Raw genomic sequence first — 18,970 nt, 5'->3', positions numbered from 1 at the left:
ACGTGACGTCACCCGGTGAACTCGAACGGACATTGCGGGAGAACCTGCGCGGGGAGGTCGACTTCGGCGCCGCCGCACGCGCCCTGACCACCATGGACGCCTCCAACTACCGCCGTGTGCCGGTGGGTGTGGTCGCCCCGCGCGACGCCGACGACGTGGCGGCCGCCCTCTCGGTGTGCGCCGGGGCCGGGGTCCCGGTCGTGCCGCGCGGCGGCGGGACCTCCATCGCCGGCCAGGCCACCGGGGTGGGCGTGGTCCTCGACCTCACCCGGCACATGAACCGCCTCGTGTCGGTGGACCCGGCGGCCCGGACGGCCGTGGTCCAGCCCGGGCTGGTCCTCGACCGGCTGCGGGACGCGGTGCGCCCGTACGGGCTGACCTTCGGGCCCGACCCGTCCACCCACTCCCGCTGCACCCTCGGCGGCATGATCGGCAACAACGCGTGCGGGGCCCACTCGGTGGCCTGGGGCACCACCGCGGACAACGTGACCGAGCTGGCCGTGACGGCGTACGGGGGCACCGCGCACCGGATCTCGACGGGCTGGTCGGGCGCCCCGGCGGGCCTGCGGGACCTGATCACCGGACATCTGGGACTGCTGCGCACCGGGATGACACCCGCCGGGATGCCGCCCGGCTTCTCGCGGCGGATCTCCGGCTACGGGGGCCTCGACGCGCTGCTGCCCGAGCGCGGGGTGCAGCTGGCGCGGGCGTTCTGCGGGAGCGAGGGCACGCTCGGGGTGGTGACGGAGGCGGTGGTGCGCCTGGTGGACGCGCCGCGCACGCCGGTGCTCGCGGTGCTCGGGTACGCGGACGAGAGCGCGGCGGCGGACGCGGCGGCCGGGCTGCTGCCGTACGGGCCGCTGACGGTGGAGGGCATGGCCGAGGACCTGGTGGGCGGCGGGGCGCCGGCGCTGCCGCGGGGCCGGGCGTGGCTGTTCGTGGAGATGCCGGACGAGGGCGGGGCGCGGGCCCTCGTCCGGGCCGCCGAAGCGGTGGACGCGACGGTCGTCACCGACCCGGCCGGGCAGCGGGCGCTGTGGCGGATCCGCGAGGACGCGGCGGGCACCGCGACCCGGATGCCGGGCGGCGGGATGGCCTGGCCGGGATGGGAGGACTGCGCGGTGCCGCCGGTCCGGCTGGGGGCGTACCTGCGCGAGTTCCGGGCCCTGCTGGCGGCGCACGGGCTGCACGGATCCCCGTACGGGCACTTCGGCGAGGGCTGCGTCCACGTGCGGATCGACTTCGACCTGGTGTCGGCGGCGGGCATCGCCCGCTTCCGGGACTTCTCCGGGGAACTGGCCGATCTCGTCGTCGCGCACGGCGGCTCCCTGTCGGGCGAGCACGGGGACGGGCAGGCGCGGGCGGAGCTGCTGCCGAAGATGTACGGGGCGGAGGTGGTCCGGCTCTTCGGCGCCTACAAGGACGTGTGGGACCCGGCGGGCGGCATGAACCCGGGGATGCTGGTCAGGCCGGCGCGACTGGACGAGAACCTGCGCTTCGCGGTGCTGCCGGCCACCCCGTTCGCGGGGGAGGTCGCGCGGTGCGTGGGCGTCGCGAAGTGCCGGACCGCTGATACGGGGGGCGGCGCCTCGGTGATGTGCCCCTCCTACCGGGTGACGGGGGAGGAACGGCACTCCACGCGCGGCCGGGCGCGACTGCTGCACGAGATGCTGGCCGGGGAGATCGTCACCGACGGCTGGCGCTCGGCGGAGGTCGCCGAGGCGCTGGACCTGTGCCTGGGGTGCAAGGGCTGCCGCAGCGACTGCCCGGTGGGCGTGGACATGGCCGCGTACAAGGCGGAGTTCCTGCACCGCCACTGGGCGGGCCGGATCCGCCCGCTGTCCCACTACACCCTGGGCGGCCTGCCGGGCTGGCTCCGGCTGATCGCCGGCCTGCGGGCGGCGGGGGCGGTCGACGCCCTGGCCCGGCGCCTCCCCGTACCGGGGCTGGACCGGGACCGGGGCGGCCGCCTGCCGGAGCTGGCGCGGGAGCCGTTCACGCGCTCCCTTCCAGCCACGACGGCGTTTGAGGCGCGGGGTCCGGGGCGCAGCCCCGGTTCCGTCATGCTCTGGCCGGACACGTTCACGGAGTACCTCGCCCCCGAGACCGGCCGCGCGGCGGTCCGCGTGCTCCGGGCGGCCGGCCTGGACGTCGGCGTCCCCCGCGGGGGCACGGTCTGCTGCGGCCTGACGTACGTGTCCACCGGCCGCCTCGACCGGGCCCGCAAGGTCCTGCGCCGCACGCTGGACGCACTGGGAGACGTACCGGGGCCCGTCGTGGTGCTGGAGCCGAGCTGCGCCGCAGCCCTGCGCACCGACCTGCCCGCGCTGCTCCCCGACGACCCCCGCGCGGCCCGCCTCGCGGCGGCGGTGCGGACCTTCGCCGAGGCCCTGGAGGAGTACGCCCCGGAGTGGCGGCCGCCGCGCCTGGACCGGGCGGTGGTCGGCCAGACCCACTGCCACCAGCACGCGGTGCTCGGGGACGGCCCCGACCGGCGGCTGCGCGAGCGGGCCGGGCTGGTGGGGGAGCTCAGCGGCGGCTGCTGCGGGCTGGCGGGCAACTTCGGCTTCGAGCCCGGGCACCACGGGGTGTCGGTGGCCTGCGCGGAGGAACAGCTGCTCCCGTCGCTGCGCGAGGCCCCGCGGGACGCCGTGATCCAGGCGGACGGATTCTCGTGCCGCACGCAGATCGCACAGCTGGGCGGGGTCCGGGCCCGGCACCTGGCGGAACTCCTGGCGGAGGGGTTGGGGGACGGGCCGGGGGAAGGGGTGTAGCGCAGTGTTCTCACGGTTGTAAGGCAGGACATGCGGCGACACTCCTTACCGCCCCTTAGTCTGGAGAGATGCCCGCACCTTCCTCTTCGTCCTCCCCGGCGGCCTCGCCGGCCGTCGCCGCACCGGCCCCGTCGCCCGCAAAGGACTCCGGTCCGGGTTCCGGTTCTGGTTCTGGCTCCGGACTCGGTCCCGTGGCGCTGGTGATCTCGGCGGGGATCTCGGTGCAGTTCGGCGCCGCCCTCGCGGTCATGATCATGCCGAGGGCGGGCGCGGCGGGCGTGGTCACCCTGCGCCTCGCGGCCGCCGCGCTCGTGCTGCTGCTCCTGTGCCGCCCGAAGGTGCGCGGCTACTCCCGTTCCGACTGGGGCACCGTGCTCGCCTTCGGCGTCGCCATGGCCGGTATGAACGGCCTCTTCTACCAGTCCATCGACCGGATCCCGCTCGGCCCGGCCGTCACCCTGGAGGTCCTCGGACCGCTCGCCCTCTCCGTCATCGTCTCCCGGCGCCTGGTCAACGTCCTGTGGGCCGGCCTCGCGCTCGGTGGCGTGGTCCTGCTGTCCGGGCACGGCGGGGGCGGCCTCGGCTTCGGCTCCCTCGACCCGCTGGGCGCGGCGTTCGCGCTCGGGGCGGGCGCGATGTGGGCGGCGTACATCGTGTTCAGCGCGCGTACGGGCCGCCGCTTCCCGCAGGCGGACGGGCTCGCGCTGGCGATGGCGGTCGCCGCGGTCATCTCGCTGCCGCTGGGGATCGCCGAAGCCGGCTCGGCCCTGCTGGTCCCGAGCACGCTCGCGCTGGGTGTGGGCGTGGCCGTACTGTCCTCGGTCCTGCCGTACACGCTGGAACTGCTCGCGCTGCGGCGGATGCCGGCCCCGACCTTCGCGATCCTGATGAGCTTGGAGCCGGCCATCGCCGCGGCCGCGGGCTTCCTCGTCCTGAACCAGGCCATGTCCGCCCTGGACGCCCTGGCCATCGCCCTCGTGATCGCGGCCAGCATGGGCGCGGTCCGCTCGCAGATCCGGAAGAAGGCCGCCTGATGGACGTCGCCACCTACCTGGCCGCGGTCCCCGAGGCCCGGCGGGAGGCCCTGGTGCGGCTGCGGGAGCTGTGCCTGGAGGAGCTGACCGGGTTCGAGGAGGGGATCGCGTACGGAATGCCGGTGTACGTGCGTGCGGGCGGGACCGCCGGCGAGATCGCCTGGGCGAACCAGAAGCAGTACATCTCCTTCTACCTGATGCGCCCGGACGTCCGGGACGCCTTCGCGGACCGCCTGGCCCCCCACGACATGGGCAAGGCCTGCCTCCGCTTCCGCAACCCCGCCAAGGTCGACTTCGACCTCCTCCGGGACCTCCTCCGGGCGACGGCGAAGGCGGGCTGAGGGGGGCTTCGGTGGTCGGGAGCCGCCCGGGCGGTGGTCAGTGATGCGTACGGGGTTTCCCGTCGGTCTCATCGTCTCCCCATACGCGACTGTGATGCCGCCCGAGTGGATACCGCCCACCGAAGCCGCCCCGGCGGCGGGTCAGCCGAGGGGGAGGTCCAGGTAGGACGGGGTGGCCTCGGGGGAGGTGAAGTCCAGGGTCGCGCGGGGCAGGTTGGCGTCGGCGTAGAAGGGGTCGCGGGCGTCGATCACCAGCATCAGGCGGTGGCCGCGCGGCACGTCGTAGGCCGTGGCCTGGAGATCGATGTCCGCGCTGATCAGGCTGTCGGGCGGGGAGTCGACGTCGGTGTACGGGGCGTGCGTGATGATGTGGGCCGTGCCGTCGGGTGCCGTGTCGAGGAGGTACGCGACGAAGGTGGATCCGGGGTTCGCCGCGCGGTACGTCACGCGCAGCCGCGGTGTGCCGCGCAGCCGGGTGGTCTCCCCGGCCGGGTCCGCGGTCCATACGGCGGCGACGGTGCGGTCGATGTCCTGGGTCCGGTAGATCTTCGGGCGGCCGGCGATCTCCGCGTAGCCGGACTGCACCACCTTGTCGGCGACCGTCGCCGGGGTGTCCATTCCGCACAGCACGGTCGACGTCCAGCCGGCCTGCGGTTCGTCGCCGAGTTCGCCGTCGCCCGCCAGGTGCAGTCGTTCCAGGCGTTCGGTGAGGGAGAGCCAGGTGGGGCGGGGTTCGAGGGTTTTGCTCCACATGATCTCGCCGAGTACCTGCCCCTCGGCGTCGATGCCGTTGTCGATCTCCTTGAGGTGGTGGTCGAGCCAGCGGTGGGCGTCCGTCCAGATCCGGTTGGGCAGGCCGAGCATGCCGGTCATCTCGGGGCCGGAGTGGTCGCCGATGGAGACGGCCAGTCGCTTGGGGCCGGTCAGCTCGTTGAACATCTTCAGCGTCTGGTTGGGCGGGAAGAGCGTCTCGTGCCAGGCGTGCGAGAAGAAGACCGGCACCTGGCGGCGGTTGAGCTCCTTGATGTGGGTGAGGGGCGAGCGGGTCTCCGCCCAGCGCAGGGTGCCCTGGACGTCGCGGTTGGCGAGGACGTTGTCGAAGACGCTCTGCGTCTGCGGGCTCAGCCGGGCCTTCGCGGCCGCGTCGAGCAGGGCCCGTACGGCCGCGATGTGCCGGGTGGAGTTCTCGTAGAAGGCCTCGCCGAGGTCGCCCCAGGTGCTGAGTGCGACCACGGCGTTCACGCGGGTGTCGTGCGCGGCGACGAGCTGGCTGATACCTGAGCCGTACGAGTCCCCGAGGAAGCCGATCTTCGTCACCGGGCCGGCGCAGCGTTCGATGAGGTGGTCCAGGGCCCGGCTGCCGTCGGCGACGTCGAGCGGGCCCGCCACGTCGACCTGGCCCTCGGAGCCGGCGAAGCCGCGGGTGGAGTAGGCGAGGACGTTGTAGCCGCGGGCGGCGAAGAGGGAGGCCTGGACGGCGTACGGGAGCCAGCCCAGGTTGGACCAGGGCGACGGCATGACGATCGCGGGGCGCGGCTGGGTTCCGGTGTGCCGCCAGAGCGCGGCGTCGAGGAGGTCCCCGTCGGCGCCGGTCACCTTGCCGCGGGTGAAGACGGCGACCGAGCGGACCTCGGCGATCTCGGCGGCGCGGGCGGGGGCGAGGCCGGTGACGTCGCCGCTCTCCAGGGCGGTGACGAAGGCGGTGAGGGCGGTCGCGTCGAGTTCGGGATAGAGGGAGAAGGGGGTGCGGGCGGCTGGAGTCACGTCAGTCCATCCTCTTCGTCGTCTTCGTCGAGTGAGTCGAGTGACACGAACTGGGTGCGCCCGCCCGGGCCCGGAGCGGAACGTTCAGTATCGACGGGACATCCGGTGACGTATCGCGGGTTTCCGGCTTACGGCCGAAATCGCCCCCGCCGTGCCCGCGGGCCGTCGGGCGGCGGGACCTGCGGCCGGTGGGCGGGGCGGCAACTGCCTTTCCGGCGCCAGGGCTTGGCTCCGGTGGCGGGAAGGCGTCGCCACCGGAGAAAATCATGCAAGCATGCTTGATTGTTTTGCTGGGTGCTGCCAGTCTTCCCCTCACGCCGAGAAGGGGAGCGCACCGTGCCCGATCCGTCCGCCGTCGACGCAGCCGTCGCCGTCTTCGCAGATCTGCGCGAGGAAGGCCGTGAACTGGATTCCCTGGTGGGGGAGTTGACCGTCCCCGACTGGGCCCGGGCCACCCCGGCGCCCGGCTGGACCATCGCCCACCAGATCGCCCACCTGCACTGGACCGACCGGGCCTCGCTGCTCTCCCTCACCGACGCCACCGGCTTCGGCCACCTGGTCGAGGAGGCCCTGAAGGCGCCCGACACCTTCGTCGACGAGGGCGCCCGCGAGGGCGCGGAGCTGGCTCCCGCCGAGCTGCTCGCCCGCTGGCGCACCACGCGCGCCGCCCTCGACGAGGCGCTGGCCGCGGCCTCGCCCGACACCCGATTCCCCTGGTACGGGCCGCCGATGAAGGCCGCCTCCATGGCCAGCGCCCGGCTGATGGAGACCTGGGCCCACGGCCAGGACGTCGCCGACGCGCTCGGCGTGCGCCGCACCCCGACCGAGCGGCTGCGGCACGTGGCGCGGATCGGCGTACGGGCCCGCGACTACGCCTACGCCGTACGCGGACTGCCCGCGCCCGCCGAGCAGTTCCGGGTGGAGCTGACGGCCCCCGACGGCGCGCAGGTGTGGACGTACGGCCCGCCGGACGCCCCGCAGCGGATCACCGGCCCCGCGCTCGACTTCTGCCTGCTGGTCACCCAGCGCGCCCACCGCGCCGACCTCGGCCTCCTCGCGACCGGCCCCGACGCGGACCGCTGGCTGGACATCGCCCAGGCCTTCGCCGGCCCGGCGGGAGCCGGCCGGGAGCCGGGGGCCGCACGGTGACCCGGCGCCCGCTCGTCATCGGCAACGCCTCGGGCTTCTACGGGGACCGCTCGGACGCCCTGCGCGAGATGCTGACCGGCGGCCCGCTGGACGTGCTGACCGGGGACTACCTGGCCGAGCTGACCATGCTGATCCTGGGCCGCGACCGCCTGAAGAACCCGGACCTCGGCTACGCCAAGACCTTCCTGCGCCAGCTGGAGGAGGGGCTCGGGCTCGCCCACGAGCGCGGCGTACGGATCGTCGCGAACGCCGGCGGCCTCAACCCGGCCGGACTCGCCGACGCCGTACGGGCCTTGGCGGCGAAAGTGGGCGTCCCGGTGCGGGTCGCCCACGTCGAGGGCGACGACCTCACCGCGCGGACGGACGGAGCCCTGACGGCCAACGCCTACCTCGGGGGCGCCGGGATCACCGCCTGCCTGCGCGCGGGCGCCGACGTGGTGGTGACCGGCCGGGTCACGGACGCGGCGCTGGTCAGCGGCCCGGCGTCCTGGTGGTTCGACTGGGCCCCCGGCGACCACGACCGGCTCGCTGGGGCGGTGGCCGCGGGCCACGTCCTGGAGTGCGGCACGCAGGCCACCGGCGGCAACTACTCCTTCTTCACCCGGCACGACGTCCGCCGCCCCGGCTTCCCGCTCGCGGAGATCTCCGAGGACGGCTCGGCGGTCATCACCAAACACCCCGGCACGGGCGGAGCCGTCACCACCGGCACCGTCACCGCCCAACTCCTCTACGAGACCCAGGGCGTGCGCTATCTCGGCCCGGACGTGACCACCCGCCTGGACACCGTCCGGCTGACCGACGAGGGCGCCGACCGGGTACGCGTGACGGGAGTGCGGGGCGAGGCCCCGCCGCCCTCCCTGAAGGTGGGCGTCACCCGGATCGGCGGCTGGCGCAACGAGGTCGTCTTCGTCCTGACCGGCCTGGACATCGAGGCCAAGGCAAACCTCGTCCGCACCCAACTGGCCGAGGTGTTGGAGGGCGTGGCCGACACCACCTGGACCCTGGCCCGGACCGACCACGAGGACGCCGACACACAGGAGACGGCCTCCGCCCTGCTGCGACTGGTCGTCCGCGACCCGTCCCCGGACCGGGTGGGCCGCGCCCTGACCTCGACGGCGATCGAACTGGCCCTCGGCAGCTACCCGGGCTTCCACGTGACGTCCCCACCCGGCCCGGCCCAGCCCTACGGCGTCTTCACCTCGACCCTGATCCCGTCCGACGAGGTCCCGCACACGGCAGTCCTCCCGGACGGCACGCGCGTACGAGTCCCGGTGCCACCAGCGGAGCCCCTCGCACCTCCAGCCCCGCCGGCCCTGCCCCCCGCACCCCTGGGCCCGCCGGCCCTGCCCCCTGCACCCCTGGGCCCGCCGGCGGAGCCCCCCGCCCCTCCAGCCCCGCCGGCGTTTGAGGCGCGGGGGTCCGGGGGCGGAGCCCCCGAAGGGGTCGGGGGCGCAGCCCCCGCCGGGTCCGGGGCGGAGCCCCGGGAGACCGTCCGCGCGCCGCTCGGCGCAGTGGCCGGGGCCCGCAGCGGCGACAAGGGCGGCGACGCCAACGTCGGGGTCTGGGTCGAGACCGACCCCGCCTGGCAGTGGCTGCTCCACACCCTCACCGCCGAGGTGTTCCAGGAGCTGCTCCCCGAGACCGCGCAGCACACCGTCACCCGCCACGAGCTGCCGCAGCTGCGGGCCCTGAACTTCACCGTCACCGGCATCCTCGGCGACGGCGTCGCCTCCGGCCACCGCTTCGACCCCCAGGCCAAGGCCCTCGGCGAATGGCTCCGCGCCCGCCACCTCGACATCCCCGTCGCCCTCCTCCCGGCCCCGGAGGCCACTTCATGACCCGCCTCGGCACCACCGTCGACCCGCACGACCCCGACCACGCGCAGGCCCGTACCGCCGCGCTGGAGCGCCTCGCCGCCCTCGACGCCGAGCACGCCAAGGCCCTGCAGGGCGGCGGCGAGAAGTACACGGCCCGCCACCAGGCCCGCGGCAAGCTCCTGGCGCGCGAGCGCGTCGAGCTGCTCCTCGACCCCGACACCCCGTTCCTGGAACTGTCCCCGCTCGCCGCCTGGGGCAGCGACTACCCCGTCGGCGCCTCCATGGTCACCGGCATCGGCACCGTCGAGGGCGTCGAGTGCCTGATCACCGCCAACGACCCCACCGTCCGCGGCGGCGCCTCCAACCCGTGGACGCTGAAGAAGGCGCTGCGCGCCAACGAGATCGCCCGCCAGAACCGCCTCCCCTGCATCAGCCTCGTGGAGTCCGGCGGTGCCGACCTGCCCTCCCAGAAGGAGATCTTCATCCCGGGCGGCGCGGTCTTCCGCGACCTCACCCGGCTCTCGGCCGAGGGCATCCCGACCGTCGCCGTCGTCTTCGGCAACTCCACCGCCGGAGGCGCGTACATCCCCGGCATGTCCGACCACACGATCATGATCAAGGACCGTTCCAAGGTGTTCCTCGGCGGTCCGCCCCTGGTCAAGATGGCCACCGGCGAGGAGAGCGACGACGAGTCCCTCGGCGGCGCCGACATGCACGCCCGCGTCTCCGGACTCGCCGACCACTACGCCCTCGACGAGTACGACGCGATCCGCCAGGCCCGCCGCGTCGTGGCCCGCCTGAACCACCGCAAGCCGCACCAGGACCCGCCCAAGGCCCAGGAACCCCTCCACGACCCCGAGGAACTCCTCGGCATCGTCCCGCCCGACCTCAAGACCCCCTTCGACCCGCGCGAGGTCATCGCCCGGATCGTCGACGCCTCCGACTTCGACGAGTTCAAGCCCCTCTACGGCCCCAGCCTCGTCACCGGCTGGGCCACCCTGCACGGCTACCCGGTCGGCATCCTCGCCAACGCGCAGGGCGTGCTGTTCAGCGCCGAGTCCCAGAAGGCCGCCCAGTTCATCCAGCTCGCCAACCAGCGCGACATCCCCCTGCTCTTCCTCCACAACACCACCGGCTACATGGTCGGCAAGGAGTACGAGCAGGGCGGCATCGTCAAACACGGCTCGATGATGATCAACGCGGTCTCCAACTCGAAGGTCCCGCACCTGTCCGTGCTCATCGGCGCGAGCTACGGCGCCGGTCACTACGGCATGTGCGGCCGCGCCTACGAGCCCCGCTTCCTCTTCGCCTGGCCCAGCGCCAAGTCCGCCGTCATGGGCCCCCAGCAACTGGCCGGAGTGCTCTCCATCGTGTCCCGCCAGTCGGCCGCCGCCAAGGGGCTCCCCTACGACGAGGAGGCCGACGCCGGGATGCGGGCCTTCGTCGAAGCGCAGATCGAGTCCGAGTCCCTGCCGATGTTCCTGTCCGGGCGGCTGTACGACGACGGGGTCATCGACCCGCGCGACACCCGTACCGTCCTCGGCCTGTGCCTGTCGGCCGTCCACAACGCCCCCGTCGAGGGCGCCCGTGGCGGCTTCGGCGTCTTCCGGATGTGAGCCCGCACATGACGAACCTGACCTCCCTCCTCGTCGCCAACCGCGGCGAGATCGCCGTCCGGATCTTCCGCACCGCCCGCGCCCTGGGCCTGGCCACCGTCGCCGTCCACTCCGACCCGGACGCCGACGCCCTGCACGTCCGCGACGCCGACGCGGCCGTACGGCTGCCCGGCGCGGCCCCCGCCGACACCTACCTGCGCGGCGACCTCGTCATCAAGGCCGCCCTCGCCGCGGGCGCCGACGCCGTGCACCCCGGCTACGGCTTCCTCTCCGAGAACGCCGACTTCGCCCGCGAGGTCCTGGCCGCCGGACTGACCTGGATCGGCCCGCCCCCCGAGGCCATCGAGGCCATGGCCTCCAAGACCCGGGCCAAGGAACTGATGCGCACCGCCGGGGTGCCGCTCCTCGACCCCGTCGACCCGGCCGCCGCCACCCCCGCCGACCTGCCCCTCCTCCTCAAGGCCGCAGCCGGCGGCGGAGGCCGCGGCATGCGCGTGGTCCGCGACCTCGACCAGCTCAAGGAGGCCCTCGACGCCGCCTCGGCCGAGGCCCGCTCCGCTTTCGGAGACGGCGAGGTCTTCGCCGAGCCCTACGTGGAACGCGGCCGCCACGTCGAGGTGCAGATCCTCGCCGACGCCCACGGCACCGTCTGGGCGCTGGGCACCCGCGACTGCTCCCTCCAGCGGCGCCATCAGAAGGTCATCGAGGAAGCCCCCGCCCCGGGCCTCCCCCACACCCTGCGCACGACCCTCCACGAGGCCGCCGTCGCGGCCGCCCGCGCGGTCTCGTACCAGGGCGCGGGCACCGTCGAGTTCCTCGTCACCGCCGACGGACGCCCGTACTTCCTGGAGATGAACACCCGCCTCCAGGTCGAACACCCCGTCACCGAAGCCGTCTTCGGCCTCGACCTCGTAGCCCTCCAGCTGCGCGTCGCCGAGGGCGAGGCCCTGCCCCCGGCGCCCCCGCAGCCCACCGGCCACGCCGTCGAGGCCCGCCTCTACGCCGAGGACCCCGCCCAGGACTGGCGGCCCCAGACCGGAGTCCTGCACACCCTGTCCATCCCCGGCGGGATCCGCGTGGACACCGGCTTCACCGACGGGGACACCGTCGGCATCCACTACGACCCCATGCTCGCCAAGGTCGTCGCCCACGCCCCCACCCGCGCCGAGGCCGTCCGGGCCCTCGCCGCCGCCCTCGCCGGAGCCCGCATCCACGGGCTCACCACCAACCGAGAGCTCCTCGTACGCTCCCTGCGCCACCCGGAGTTCGCCGCCGCACAGCTCGACACCGGCTTCTACGACCGCCACCTCGACACCCTCACCGGCGGCGCCCCGGACGCCACCCCGGCCGCCCTCGCCGCCGCCCTCGCCGAAGCGGCCCCCGGCCCGGACGCCCCCCTCGCCGCCCGCCTCGGCGGCTGGCGCAACGTCCGCTCCCAGCCGCAGACCCGCCGCTACCGGTCCGCCGGCGTCGAGCACGAGGTCCAGTACCACCCGGTGAACCACCCCGGGATCCGCGTGGTGGCCACCACCCCCACCCTCGTCACCCTCGAAGTCGAGGGAATCCGACGTGCGTTCCACGTGAAACAAAATTCGAACAAGACCGAGATCTACGTGGACTCCGCGCTCGGCGCCCACACCTTCACCCCCGTTCCGCGCTTCCCGGACCCCCAGGACCGCACGGAACCGGGCTCGCTGCTCGCCCCCATGCCCGGCACCGTCGTCCGCATCGCCGAGGGCCTGGCCCCCGGCAGCCCCGTCACCGCCGGCCAGCCCCTGCTCTGGCTGGAGGCCATGAAGATGGAGCACCGCATCCTCGCTCCCGCCTCCGGCACGCTCTCCGCGCTCCACGTCGCCACCGGCCAGCAGGTCGAGTTCGGCGCCCTGCTCGCCGTAGTCCAGGAGGAACCGCAAGCATGAGCACCGTCATCGAAACCGAAGAGCACAACGCCCTGCGCGCCGCCGTCGCCGCCCTCGGGCAGCGCTACGGCCGCGACTACCTGGCCCGCGTCGCCCGCGAAGGCGGCCACCCCGACGAGCTGTGGGCCGACGCCGCGAAGCTCGGCTACCTCGGGGTCAACCTCCCCGAGGAGTACGGCGGCGGGGGCGGCGGCATCGCCGAACTCTCCATCGTCCTGGAAGAACTCGGGGCCGCGGGCTGTCCCCTCCTCATGATGGTCGTCTCGCCCGCCATCTGCGGCACGGTCATCGCCCGCTTCGGCACGGACGCCCAGAAGCAGGCCTGGCTGCCGGGCCTCGCCGACGGCAGCCTCACCATGGCCTTCGGCATCACCGAACCCGACGCCGGATCCAACTCCCACCGGATCACCACAACCGCCCGCCGCGACGGCGACGACTGGATCCTCACCGGCCGCAAGGTCTTCATCTCCGGCGTCGACATCGCCGACGCCACCCTCATCGTCGGCCGCACCGAGGACGCGCGTACCGGCAGCCTCAAGCCCTGCCTGTTCATCGTCCCGCGCGACGCCCCCGGCTTCACCCGCTCGGTCATCGACATGGAACTGGCCGCCGCGGAGAAACAGTTCGAACTCACCCTGGACGACGTACGGCTGCCCTCCTCCGCCCTCGTGGGCGACGAGGACGCGGGCCTGCTCCAGCTGTTCGCCGGACTCAACCCCGAGCGCATCATGACCGCCGCCTTCGCCATCGGGATGGGCCGCCACGCCCTCGCCAAGGCCGTCGACTACGCGAAGACCCGCCAGGTCTGGAAGGCGCCCATCGGCGCGCACCAGGCCGTGGCCCACCCACTGGCCCAGGCGCACATCGAGCTGGAACTGGCCCGCCTGATGATGCAGAAGGCGGCCCGTCTGTACGACGCGGGCGACGACATGGGGGCGGGCGAGGCGGCGAACATGGCGAAGTACGCCGCCGGGGAGGCCTGCGTCCGTGCGGTGGACCAGGCGGTCCACACCCTCGGCGGCAACGGCCTCACCCGCGAATACGGTCTGGCCTCCCTCATCACCGCCTCCCGCGTGGCCCGCATCGCCCCCGTCAGCCGCGAGATGATCCTGAACTTCATCTCCCACCAAACCCTGGGCCTCCCGAAGTCCTACTAGGTCGGGCCGGGCGCGAGCCGTCTGCCGGGTGCGGGTCGTGTGCCGGGCTCTGCCCGGACCCGCGCCTCAAACGCCGGCGAGGCTGAAAGTGCGGGCCTGCGCCTCGGCGGTTGGCGGGGCTGAAAGTGCGGGCTTGTCGGTGCAGGTCGGTCCGTGGGGCCGCGCCGGGGTGTCTCCTCGGCTCGGCGCGTGCGGGCTTGTCTCGGTTGTGCCCGGTGGTCGCGCCTCGTCCTGCGGGGACACCCCGCCACGTCCCCACTCCCCTCGGCGGCGGAGGCCCACGGCAGGGGGAGGGCCGTCTGTGTCGAAGCCCTGCAGTGGGGCGGGGACACGCAGGAGGGTCCCCGCAGGACGAGGCGCGACCACGGCCGCCTGGCCGTGACGAGCCCGCACGCGCCGAGCCGAGGAGACCCTCGTGCGGGGCACCGCCCCACCCTTTGAAGCCCCGCCGGCGATTGAGGCGCCACCCCGGCGGGGGCAGCCCGCGCCGCACACCGCCGAGCACCCCGCCGGGGCAACGCAACGTACCCTCCCGAAGTACCCCCATCCGCACACCACTCCGGAGGAGACATGGCCCCACGAGTGCACGCCGCCCAGGCGACCGGCATCGCCACCCTCACCCTGGACTCCCCGGGCAACCGCAACGCCCTGTCCGCCGACCTCGTCGCCGAGCTGCGCTCCGCGCTCGCCGCCACCGCCGCGGACACGGCAGTCCGGGCCGTCGTCCTCACCCACACCGGCACTACCTTCTGCGCCGGGGCCGACCTCAAGTCCCCCTGTGATCCGGCCGACTTCCTGGCCCTGCTCCGCGAAACCGCCGAGCTGCCCAAGCCCGTCGTCGCCCGGGTCACCGGCCACGTCCGGGCCGGCGGCCTCGGGCTGCTCGGTGTCTGTGACATCGCCGCCGCCGGACCGCAGTCCTCGTACGCCTTCACCGAGACCCATCTGGGCCTCGCCCCCGCAGTGATCTCCATGCCGCTGCTGCCGCGCCTCGACCCGCGCGCCGCCGCCCGCTACTTCCTCACCGCCGAGGCCTTCGACGCCGCCGAGGCCGCCCGGATCGGACTGCTCACCCTGCACGGCGACGACGTGGACGCGACCCTGGAGCCCGTACTCGCCGGCCTGCGCAAGGCCTCCCCGCAAGGGCTGGCCGCGACCAAGGCGCTGACCTCCGCCGCCGTACGCGAGGCCCTCACCCGCGACGGCTCCCGCCTCACCGAGCTGTCCGCCGGACTGTTCGCCTCCGCCGAGGCCCGCGAAGGCATCACCGCCCGCTTCGAGCGCCGGGAACCGTCATGGTCGCTGTGACCGGCCCCAAGCAGGCGCGCAGCCGCGTCACCCGCCGCCACCTCCTCGAGGCGGCCGTGTCCTGCCTGGCGGAGCACGGCTGGGCCGGTTCGACCGTCTCGGTCGTCGCCGAACGCGCCGGGGTCTCGCGCGGCGCCGCCCAGCACCACTTCCCGACCCGCGAGGACCTGTTCACCGCGGCCGTCGAGTACGTCGCCGAGGAGCGCTCCACCGCCCTGCGCGACCTCTTCCACGCCGGCCCGGCCGCCCGCCCCGCCGTGGTGGAGGCCCTCGTCGACCTGTACACCGGCGCCCTCTTCCGGGCCGCCCTCCAGCTGTGGGTGGCCGCCTCCAACGAGGAGCAGCTGCGCCCCCAGGTCACCGAACTGGAGGCCCGGGTCGGCCGCGAGACCCACCGCATCGCCGTCGAGCTGCTCGGTGCGGACGAGTCGGTGCCGGGCGTACGGGAGACCGTGCAGGGCCTGCTGGACATGGCGCGGGGCCTCGGCCTGGCCAACGTGCTCACCGACGACACGGCCCGCCGGGCCCGGGTGGTGGCCCAGTGGTCCCGGATCCTGGACGCGGCCCTGGGCTGAGGCGGCGGGCACGAGAAGGGCGCCGCACCCCGCTCGCGGGATACGGCGCCCGATCTGCCCGTGCGGCTGCGCGACTGCGCGCCTACGCGGTCTCGGCGATGTCGGCGTAGCCCTCGATCTCCTGCGGGTTGCGCCGCCCCGGCCCGATGTAGCGGGCCGAGGGCCGCACCAGGCGGCCCGTGCGCTTCTGCTCCAGGATGTGCGCCGACCAGCCCGCGGTGCGGGCGCAGCTGAACATCGACGTGAACATGTGCGCGGGGACCTCGGCGAAGTCCAGCATGATCGCGGCCCAGAACTCCACGTTCGTGGCGAGCACCCGGTCGGGGCGGCGCGCGTGCAGCTCCTCCAGCGCGGCCTTCTCCAGCGCGGCGGCCACCTCGTAGCGCGGTGCGTCGAGCTCCTTGGCCGTGCGCCGCAGCACGCGGGCGCGCGGGTCCTCGGCGCGGTAGACGCGGTGGCCGAAGCCCATCAGCCGCTCGCCCTTGTCGAGGGCCTTCTTCACGTACGCCACGGCGTCGCCGGTGCGCTCGATCTCCTCGATCATGCCGAGTACGCGGGACGGCGCCCCGCCGTGCAGCGGCCCCGACATGGCGCCGACCGCGCCGGACAGCGCGGCGGCGACGTCCGCGCCGGTCGACGCGATCACCCGCGCGGTGAAGGTGGAGGCGTTCATGCCGTGCTCGGCGGCCGAGGTCCAGTACGCGTCGACGGCCTTGACGTGCCGCGGGTCCGGCTCGCCCCGCCAGCGGATCATGAACCGCTCGACGACGGACTCGGCCTTGTCGATCTCCCGCTGCGGCACCATGGGCAGGCCCTGGCCGCGGGCGGACTGGGCGACGTACGACAGCGCCATCACGGCCGCGCGCGCGAGATCGTCACGGGCGGTCTGCACGTCGATGTCCAGCAGCGGTTTCAGACCCCACACGGGGGCGAGCATCGCGAGCGCGGACTGGACGTCGACGCGGATGTCACCGGAGTGGACCGGAATGGGGAAGGGCTCGGCGGCCGGCAGGCCCGGGTTGAAGGCACCGTCGACCAGCAGGCCCCAGACGTTCCCGAAGGAGACGTGGCCGACGAGGTCTTCGATGTCGACGCCCCGGTAGCGGAGCGACCCGCCTTCCTTGTCGGGCTCGGCGATCTCCGTCTCGAACGCGACGACCCCTTCGAGCCCGGGTACGAAGTCGGACATCAGGCGGCTCCTCAGATAGTGCGAACACGCGCGGCTCCCGGCGTGACTCGCGGTCCGGCGCGGTCATCCCCGTTGATGCCCGGCACGGCCGTCGGTCACCCACTCGGGGACCTTCGGACCGGCCCCAAGATTTTGGCCGTTCCGCCCCGACTGCGGAAGCGTGACATACGGCACACCGTCGCCGGTCCGGCTGCGGCAGGATGGCCGACGTGACCGATGAGGACATTGACCCCGCCATGATGCGCAAGCAGTACCGCTCGGAGATCGTCGACGAGGGGAGTCTCGCCGAGAATCCGATGGACCAGTTCGCGCTCTGGTTCCAGCAGGCCGCCGACTCGCACCTCTTCGAGCCGAACGCGATGGTCGTATCGACGGCCACCCCCGACGGACGGCCCAGCTCGCGGACGGTGCTGATGAAGCAGTTCGACGGGCGGGGCTTCGTCTTCTTCACCAATTACGCCTCCCGCAAGGGCCGCGAGCTGGCCGAGAACCCGCACGTCGCCCTGCTCTTCCCGTGGCACCCGATCGCCCGCCAGGTGATCGTCACCGGTACGGCGGCCCGGATCGGCCGCGACGAGACGGCGGCGTACTTCCGCTCCCGCCCGCACGGCTCCCAGCTGGGCGCCTGGGCGAGCGAGCAGTCCAGCGTCATCGGCTCCCGCGCGGAGCTGGACCGGCGCTACGCCGAGCTGGAGGCCCGCTACCCGGAGGGCGAGCAGGTGCCGGTTCCGCCGGAGTGGGGCGGCCTGCGCGTGGTCCCTGAGGCGGTGGAGTTCTGGCAGGGCCACGAGAACCGCCTGCACGACCGTCTGCGCTACGTCCTGGACGGGGACAAGTGGCACGTGGAGCGGCTCTGCCCGTAGGGGGCGTCTTGCCCTGCTTCCCCTCGGCCCCGGCGGGCCTGGGGAGGCCCCATGGCACCGGACGTCGCGGGCTCGGCCGACAGGATCCGGAAGAGACGGCCTGGCCGGGGGCCCGGTCTTGCTCACCCCGAGCGGGAGCGGCAAACGCAGGCGACCCGCGGGCTCGGGTTTCTCTCCTGCAGTGAGAGAAGCCGGCCGGACGTACCGGCGAGCCCGCGGGTCGGGTGACTGCTTGGGATTGGCGCCAGGCGATTCCGCCGGGCACCGCACTGGGTGCGTGCGACGACGGGCCCTAGCCCGCAGTCACCTCACGCGTCCGGAGTTCATACATTTCCGGGATCACCTCCTTTCAGTGTGTGTCCACTCTAGGCAGGCCTGTGCCGTCCGCTCAATCGAATTTCGTCGGCGAATCCATAGCTGTAGCCATCGGCTCTCCGGAGTAGCCGCAAGTTCCGGTGGGAGACATCAAAGCGGCTGGTCAACGTCGTGATGCGATGCTGGCCGCTGGTCCGGACCGCGATGCGCCCCACCCACTTGCCGACCCACTTTCCTTTGGGTACGACGGCCGCCACCAGGTCCCCGGTCGCGTACCCGTGGTGGAACTTGCCGCGCGGCCGTTGCAAGCGGGGGAAACCGAAGCGGTCAGGGGTGGTCCTGGCGTACGAACCGCGCCCGGTCGACGACACCACCAGGATCTGCGCGGGCACCCGGACGATCCGCCACGGCTCCGTGCGCGGACGTGATCGATATTGAGAGGCACCCCCGTGGCATCGCAGTACGCGCAGGACCTCTTCCATTCGGCCCGAAGGAACTGACGGACCTCGAATGCACCGTACGTCGGCTCGATGTCTTCCTGCGGGCCGGATTGCACGACTCCGGCGAATGCGGTCGTGTCGAATGCCGCCTGCTCCACGTGGATCTCACGCACCGGTGCATATCGGCACAGTCGCGCGACCACGGCCATGGCCGAGTCGATGCGATGGCGCAAGGAAGGGGGAAGCCAGCCCTCCGGCCGTGGGCGGTTGTCGTGCCGGGGCGCCCGGTACCGGAGATTTGCCGAGCGCCTTCGGCGGCGATAGGCGGCGCGTCGCATCATGCCGCCGTGGATCTGTTGTCCCCGGTGCCGGAGTTCGAGCGTGACCAGCCCCCGGCGGGCGACTGTGGTTCGCCCCTCCCTGCCGATCCGGTGGTGCTCATCAGTGATGGCGATACCCGTCGCCTTGGAGCCGGGGTCAAGACGCAGCTGTACGCCTTCGACGGCCGAGCCCGCACGGGTCCGGTGCTTGAGCCGGATGGTGAATGGAGCGCGCCGTGCCACGACGGCGCGTCCACCGGCGAGCAACTCGCGCGCACGGGCCGGATGGCAGGGCATCAGCGGCTCGCCCTCCTTGGCCAGTACGAACACCCTGCTTGCTGTCGGGCGGGGAGCGTCACCGCCCCCGGTCTCTGCCGTCTCCGCTGCCG

General features: G+C 73.5%; 14 protein-coding genes and 1 pseudogene. 11 read left to right on the top strand and 4 right to left on the bottom strand.

Features of this window, described 5'->3' with window-relative positions:
- Nucleotides 1–2: 2 nt before the first annotated feature.
- From JYK04_RS19625 to JYK04_RS19615, 3 genes are all read left to right on the top strand, one after another.
- The gene (locus tag JYK04_RS19625) at nucleotides 3–2,774 is read left to right on the top strand and encodes an FAD-binding and (Fe-S)-binding domain-containing protein (RefSeq protein ID WP_373297380.1); all 2,772 of its coding nucleotides are present in this window, start codon (nucleotides 3–5) and stop codon (nucleotides 2,772–2,774) included.
- A gap of 68 nt (nucleotides 2,775–2,842) precedes the next feature.
- On the top strand, nucleotides 2,843–3,808 hold the full coding sequence (locus JYK04_RS19620) for an EamA family transporter (protein ID WP_189735133.1): 966 nt from the start codon (nucleotides 2,843–2,845) through the stop codon (nucleotides 3,806–3,808).
- On the top strand, nucleotides 3,808–4,149 hold the full coding sequence (locus tag JYK04_RS19615) for a DUF1801 domain-containing protein (protein ID WP_189735135.1): 342 nt from the start codon (nucleotides 3,808–3,810) through the stop codon (nucleotides 4,147–4,149). Before JYK04_RS19620 ends, JYK04_RS19615 begins: the two co-directional genes overlap by 1 nt.
- A 141-nt stretch (nucleotides 4,150–4,290) precedes the next feature.
- Here JYK04_RS19615 and JYK04_RS19610 read toward each other — a convergent pair whose 3' ends face one another.
- Nucleotides 4,291–5,913: an alpha/beta fold hydrolase gene (locus tag JYK04_RS19610; RefSeq protein ID WP_189735137.1), complete on the bottom strand. Its 1,623-nt coding sequence runs from the start codon at nucleotides 5,911–5,913 to the stop codon at nucleotides 4,291–4,293.
- Between the two features lie 336 nt (nucleotides 5,914–6,249).
- On the opposite strand from JYK04_RS19610, the gene JYK04_RS19605 reads away from it, so the two are divergent.
- The 7 genes from JYK04_RS19605 (at nucleotide 6,250) to JYK04_RS19575 (ending at nucleotide 15,454) form a co-directional block, all read left to right on the top strand.
- On the top strand, nucleotides 6,250–7,062 hold the full coding sequence (locus JYK04_RS19605) for a TIGR03084 family metal-binding protein (protein ID WP_189735139.1): 813 nt from the start codon (nucleotides 6,250–6,252) through the stop codon (nucleotides 7,060–7,062).
- Nucleotides 7,059–8,900, top strand: a complete 1,842-nt coding sequence (locus JYK04_RS19600) for an acyclic terpene utilization AtuA family protein (RefSeq protein ID WP_189735141.1) — start codon at nucleotides 7,059–7,061, stop codon at nucleotides 8,898–8,900. Before JYK04_RS19605 ends, JYK04_RS19600 begins: the two co-directional genes overlap by 4 nt.
- Entirely contained in the window at nucleotides 8,897–10,495 is a 1,599-nt protein-coding gene (locus JYK04_RS19595) for an acyl-CoA carboxylase subunit beta (RefSeq protein WP_189735143.1), read from the top strand. The genes JYK04_RS19600 and JYK04_RS19595 overlap by 4 nt, the downstream gene beginning before the upstream one ends.
- An 8-nt stretch (nucleotides 10,496–10,503) precedes the next feature.
- Nucleotides 10,504–12,414 carry an acetyl/propionyl/methylcrotonyl-CoA carboxylase subunit alpha gene (locus JYK04_RS19590; protein WP_189735145.1) on the top strand — a complete coding sequence of 637 codons (1,911 nt, stop codon included), beginning with the start codon at nucleotides 10,504–10,506 and terminating at the stop codon, nucleotides 12,412–12,414.
- Nucleotides 12,411–13,571 carry an acyl-CoA dehydrogenase family protein gene (locus JYK04_RS19585; protein WP_189735147.1) on the top strand — a complete coding sequence of 387 codons (1,161 nt, stop codon included), beginning with the start codon at nucleotides 12,411–12,413 and terminating at the stop codon, nucleotides 13,569–13,571. Before JYK04_RS19590 ends, JYK04_RS19585 begins: the two co-directional genes overlap by 4 nt.
- Before the next feature lie 570 nt (nucleotides 13,572–14,141).
- On the top strand, nucleotides 14,142–14,879 hold the full coding sequence (locus tag JYK04_RS19580; protein ID WP_189735149.1) for an enoyl-CoA hydratase family protein: 738 nt from the start codon (nucleotides 14,142–14,144) through the stop codon (nucleotides 14,877–14,879).
- The gene (locus JYK04_RS19575) at nucleotides 14,867–15,454 is read left to right on the top strand and encodes a TetR/AcrR family transcriptional regulator (protein ID WP_030009580.1); all 588 of its coding nucleotides are present in this window, start codon (nucleotides 14,867–14,869) and stop codon (nucleotides 15,452–15,454) included. Before JYK04_RS19580 ends, JYK04_RS19575 begins: the two co-directional genes overlap by 13 nt.
- 82 nt (nucleotides 15,455–15,536) lie before the next feature.
- Here JYK04_RS19575 and JYK04_RS19570 read toward each other — a convergent pair whose 3' ends face one another.
- On the bottom strand, nucleotides 15,537–16,643 hold the full coding sequence (locus tag JYK04_RS19570; protein ID WP_030009579.1) for a citrate synthase 2: 1,107 nt from the start codon (nucleotides 16,641–16,643) through the stop codon (nucleotides 15,537–15,539).
- Nucleotides 16,644–16,843: 200 nt separating this feature from the next.
- Between JYK04_RS19570 and pdxH the strand changes: the two genes are divergently transcribed.
- Nucleotides 16,844–17,506, top strand: a complete 663-nt coding sequence (gene pdxH, locus JYK04_RS19565) for a pyridoxamine 5'-phosphate oxidase (protein WP_229875084.1) — start codon at nucleotides 16,844–16,846, stop codon at nucleotides 17,504–17,506.
- Nucleotides 17,507–17,871: 365 nt separating this feature from the next.
- Here pdxH and JYK04_RS41280 read toward each other — a convergent pair whose 3' ends face one another.
- The gene (locus JYK04_RS41280) at nucleotides 17,872–18,213 is read right to left on the bottom strand and encodes a hypothetical protein (protein ID WP_229875129.1); all 342 of its coding nucleotides are present in this window, start codon (nucleotides 18,211–18,213) and stop codon (nucleotides 17,872–17,874) included.
- A gap of 62 nt (nucleotides 18,214–18,275) precedes the next feature.
- Nucleotides 18,276–18,878, bottom strand: a pseudogene (gene iscB, locus JYK04_RS41275) (RNA-guided endonuclease IscB); the annotation flags it as partial.
- Between the last annotated feature and the right edge of the window lie 92 nt (nucleotides 18,879–18,970).

The organism is Streptomyces nojiriensis, assembly GCF_017639205.1.
Taxonomy (GTDB): domain Bacteria; phylum Actinomycetota; class Actinomycetes; order Streptomycetales; family Streptomycetaceae; genus Streptomyces; species Streptomyces nojiriensis.
Note: the sequence above shows the minus strand (reverse complement) of the source record. Positions and strands in the feature narration are given on the sequence as shown.

What these genes read in the sequence shown, in the direction of transcription:
- JYK04_RS19580 (WP_189735149.1), top strand. Translation starts at nt 14,142, where the DNA reads ATGGCCCCACGAGTGCACGCCGCCCAGGCGACCGGCATCGCCACCCTC.
- pdxH (WP_229875084.1), top strand. Translation starts at nt 16,844, where the DNA reads ATGGCCGACGTGACCGATGAGGACATTGACCCCGCCATGATGCGCAAG.
- JYK04_RS19570 (WP_030009579.1), bottom strand. Translation starts at nt 16,643, where the DNA reads ATGTCCGACTTCGTACCCGGGCTCGAAGGGGTCGTCGCGTTCGAGACG.
- JYK04_RS19615 (WP_189735135.1), top strand. Translation starts at nt 3,808, where the DNA reads ATGGACGTCGCCACCTACCTGGCCGCGGTCCCCGAGGCCCGGCGGGAG.
- JYK04_RS19620 (WP_189735133.1), top strand. Translation starts at nt 2,843, where the DNA reads ATGCCCGCACCTTCCTCTTCGTCCTCCCCGGCGGCCTCGCCGGCCGTC.
- JYK04_RS19585 (WP_189735147.1), top strand. Translation starts at nt 12,411, where the DNA reads ATGAGCACCGTCATCGAAACCGAAGAGCACAACGCCCTGCGCGCCGCC.
- JYK04_RS19595 (WP_189735143.1), top strand. Translation starts at nt 8,897, where the DNA reads ATGACCCGCCTCGGCACCACCGTCGACCCGCACGACCCCGACCACGCG.
- JYK04_RS19590 (WP_189735145.1), top strand. Translation starts at nt 10,504, where the DNA reads ATGACGAACCTGACCTCCCTCCTCGTCGCCAACCGCGGCGAGATCGCC.
- JYK04_RS19575 (WP_030009580.1), top strand. Translation starts at nt 14,867, where the DNA reads ATGGTCGCTGTGACCGGCCCCAAGCAGGCGCGCAGCCGCGTCACCCGC.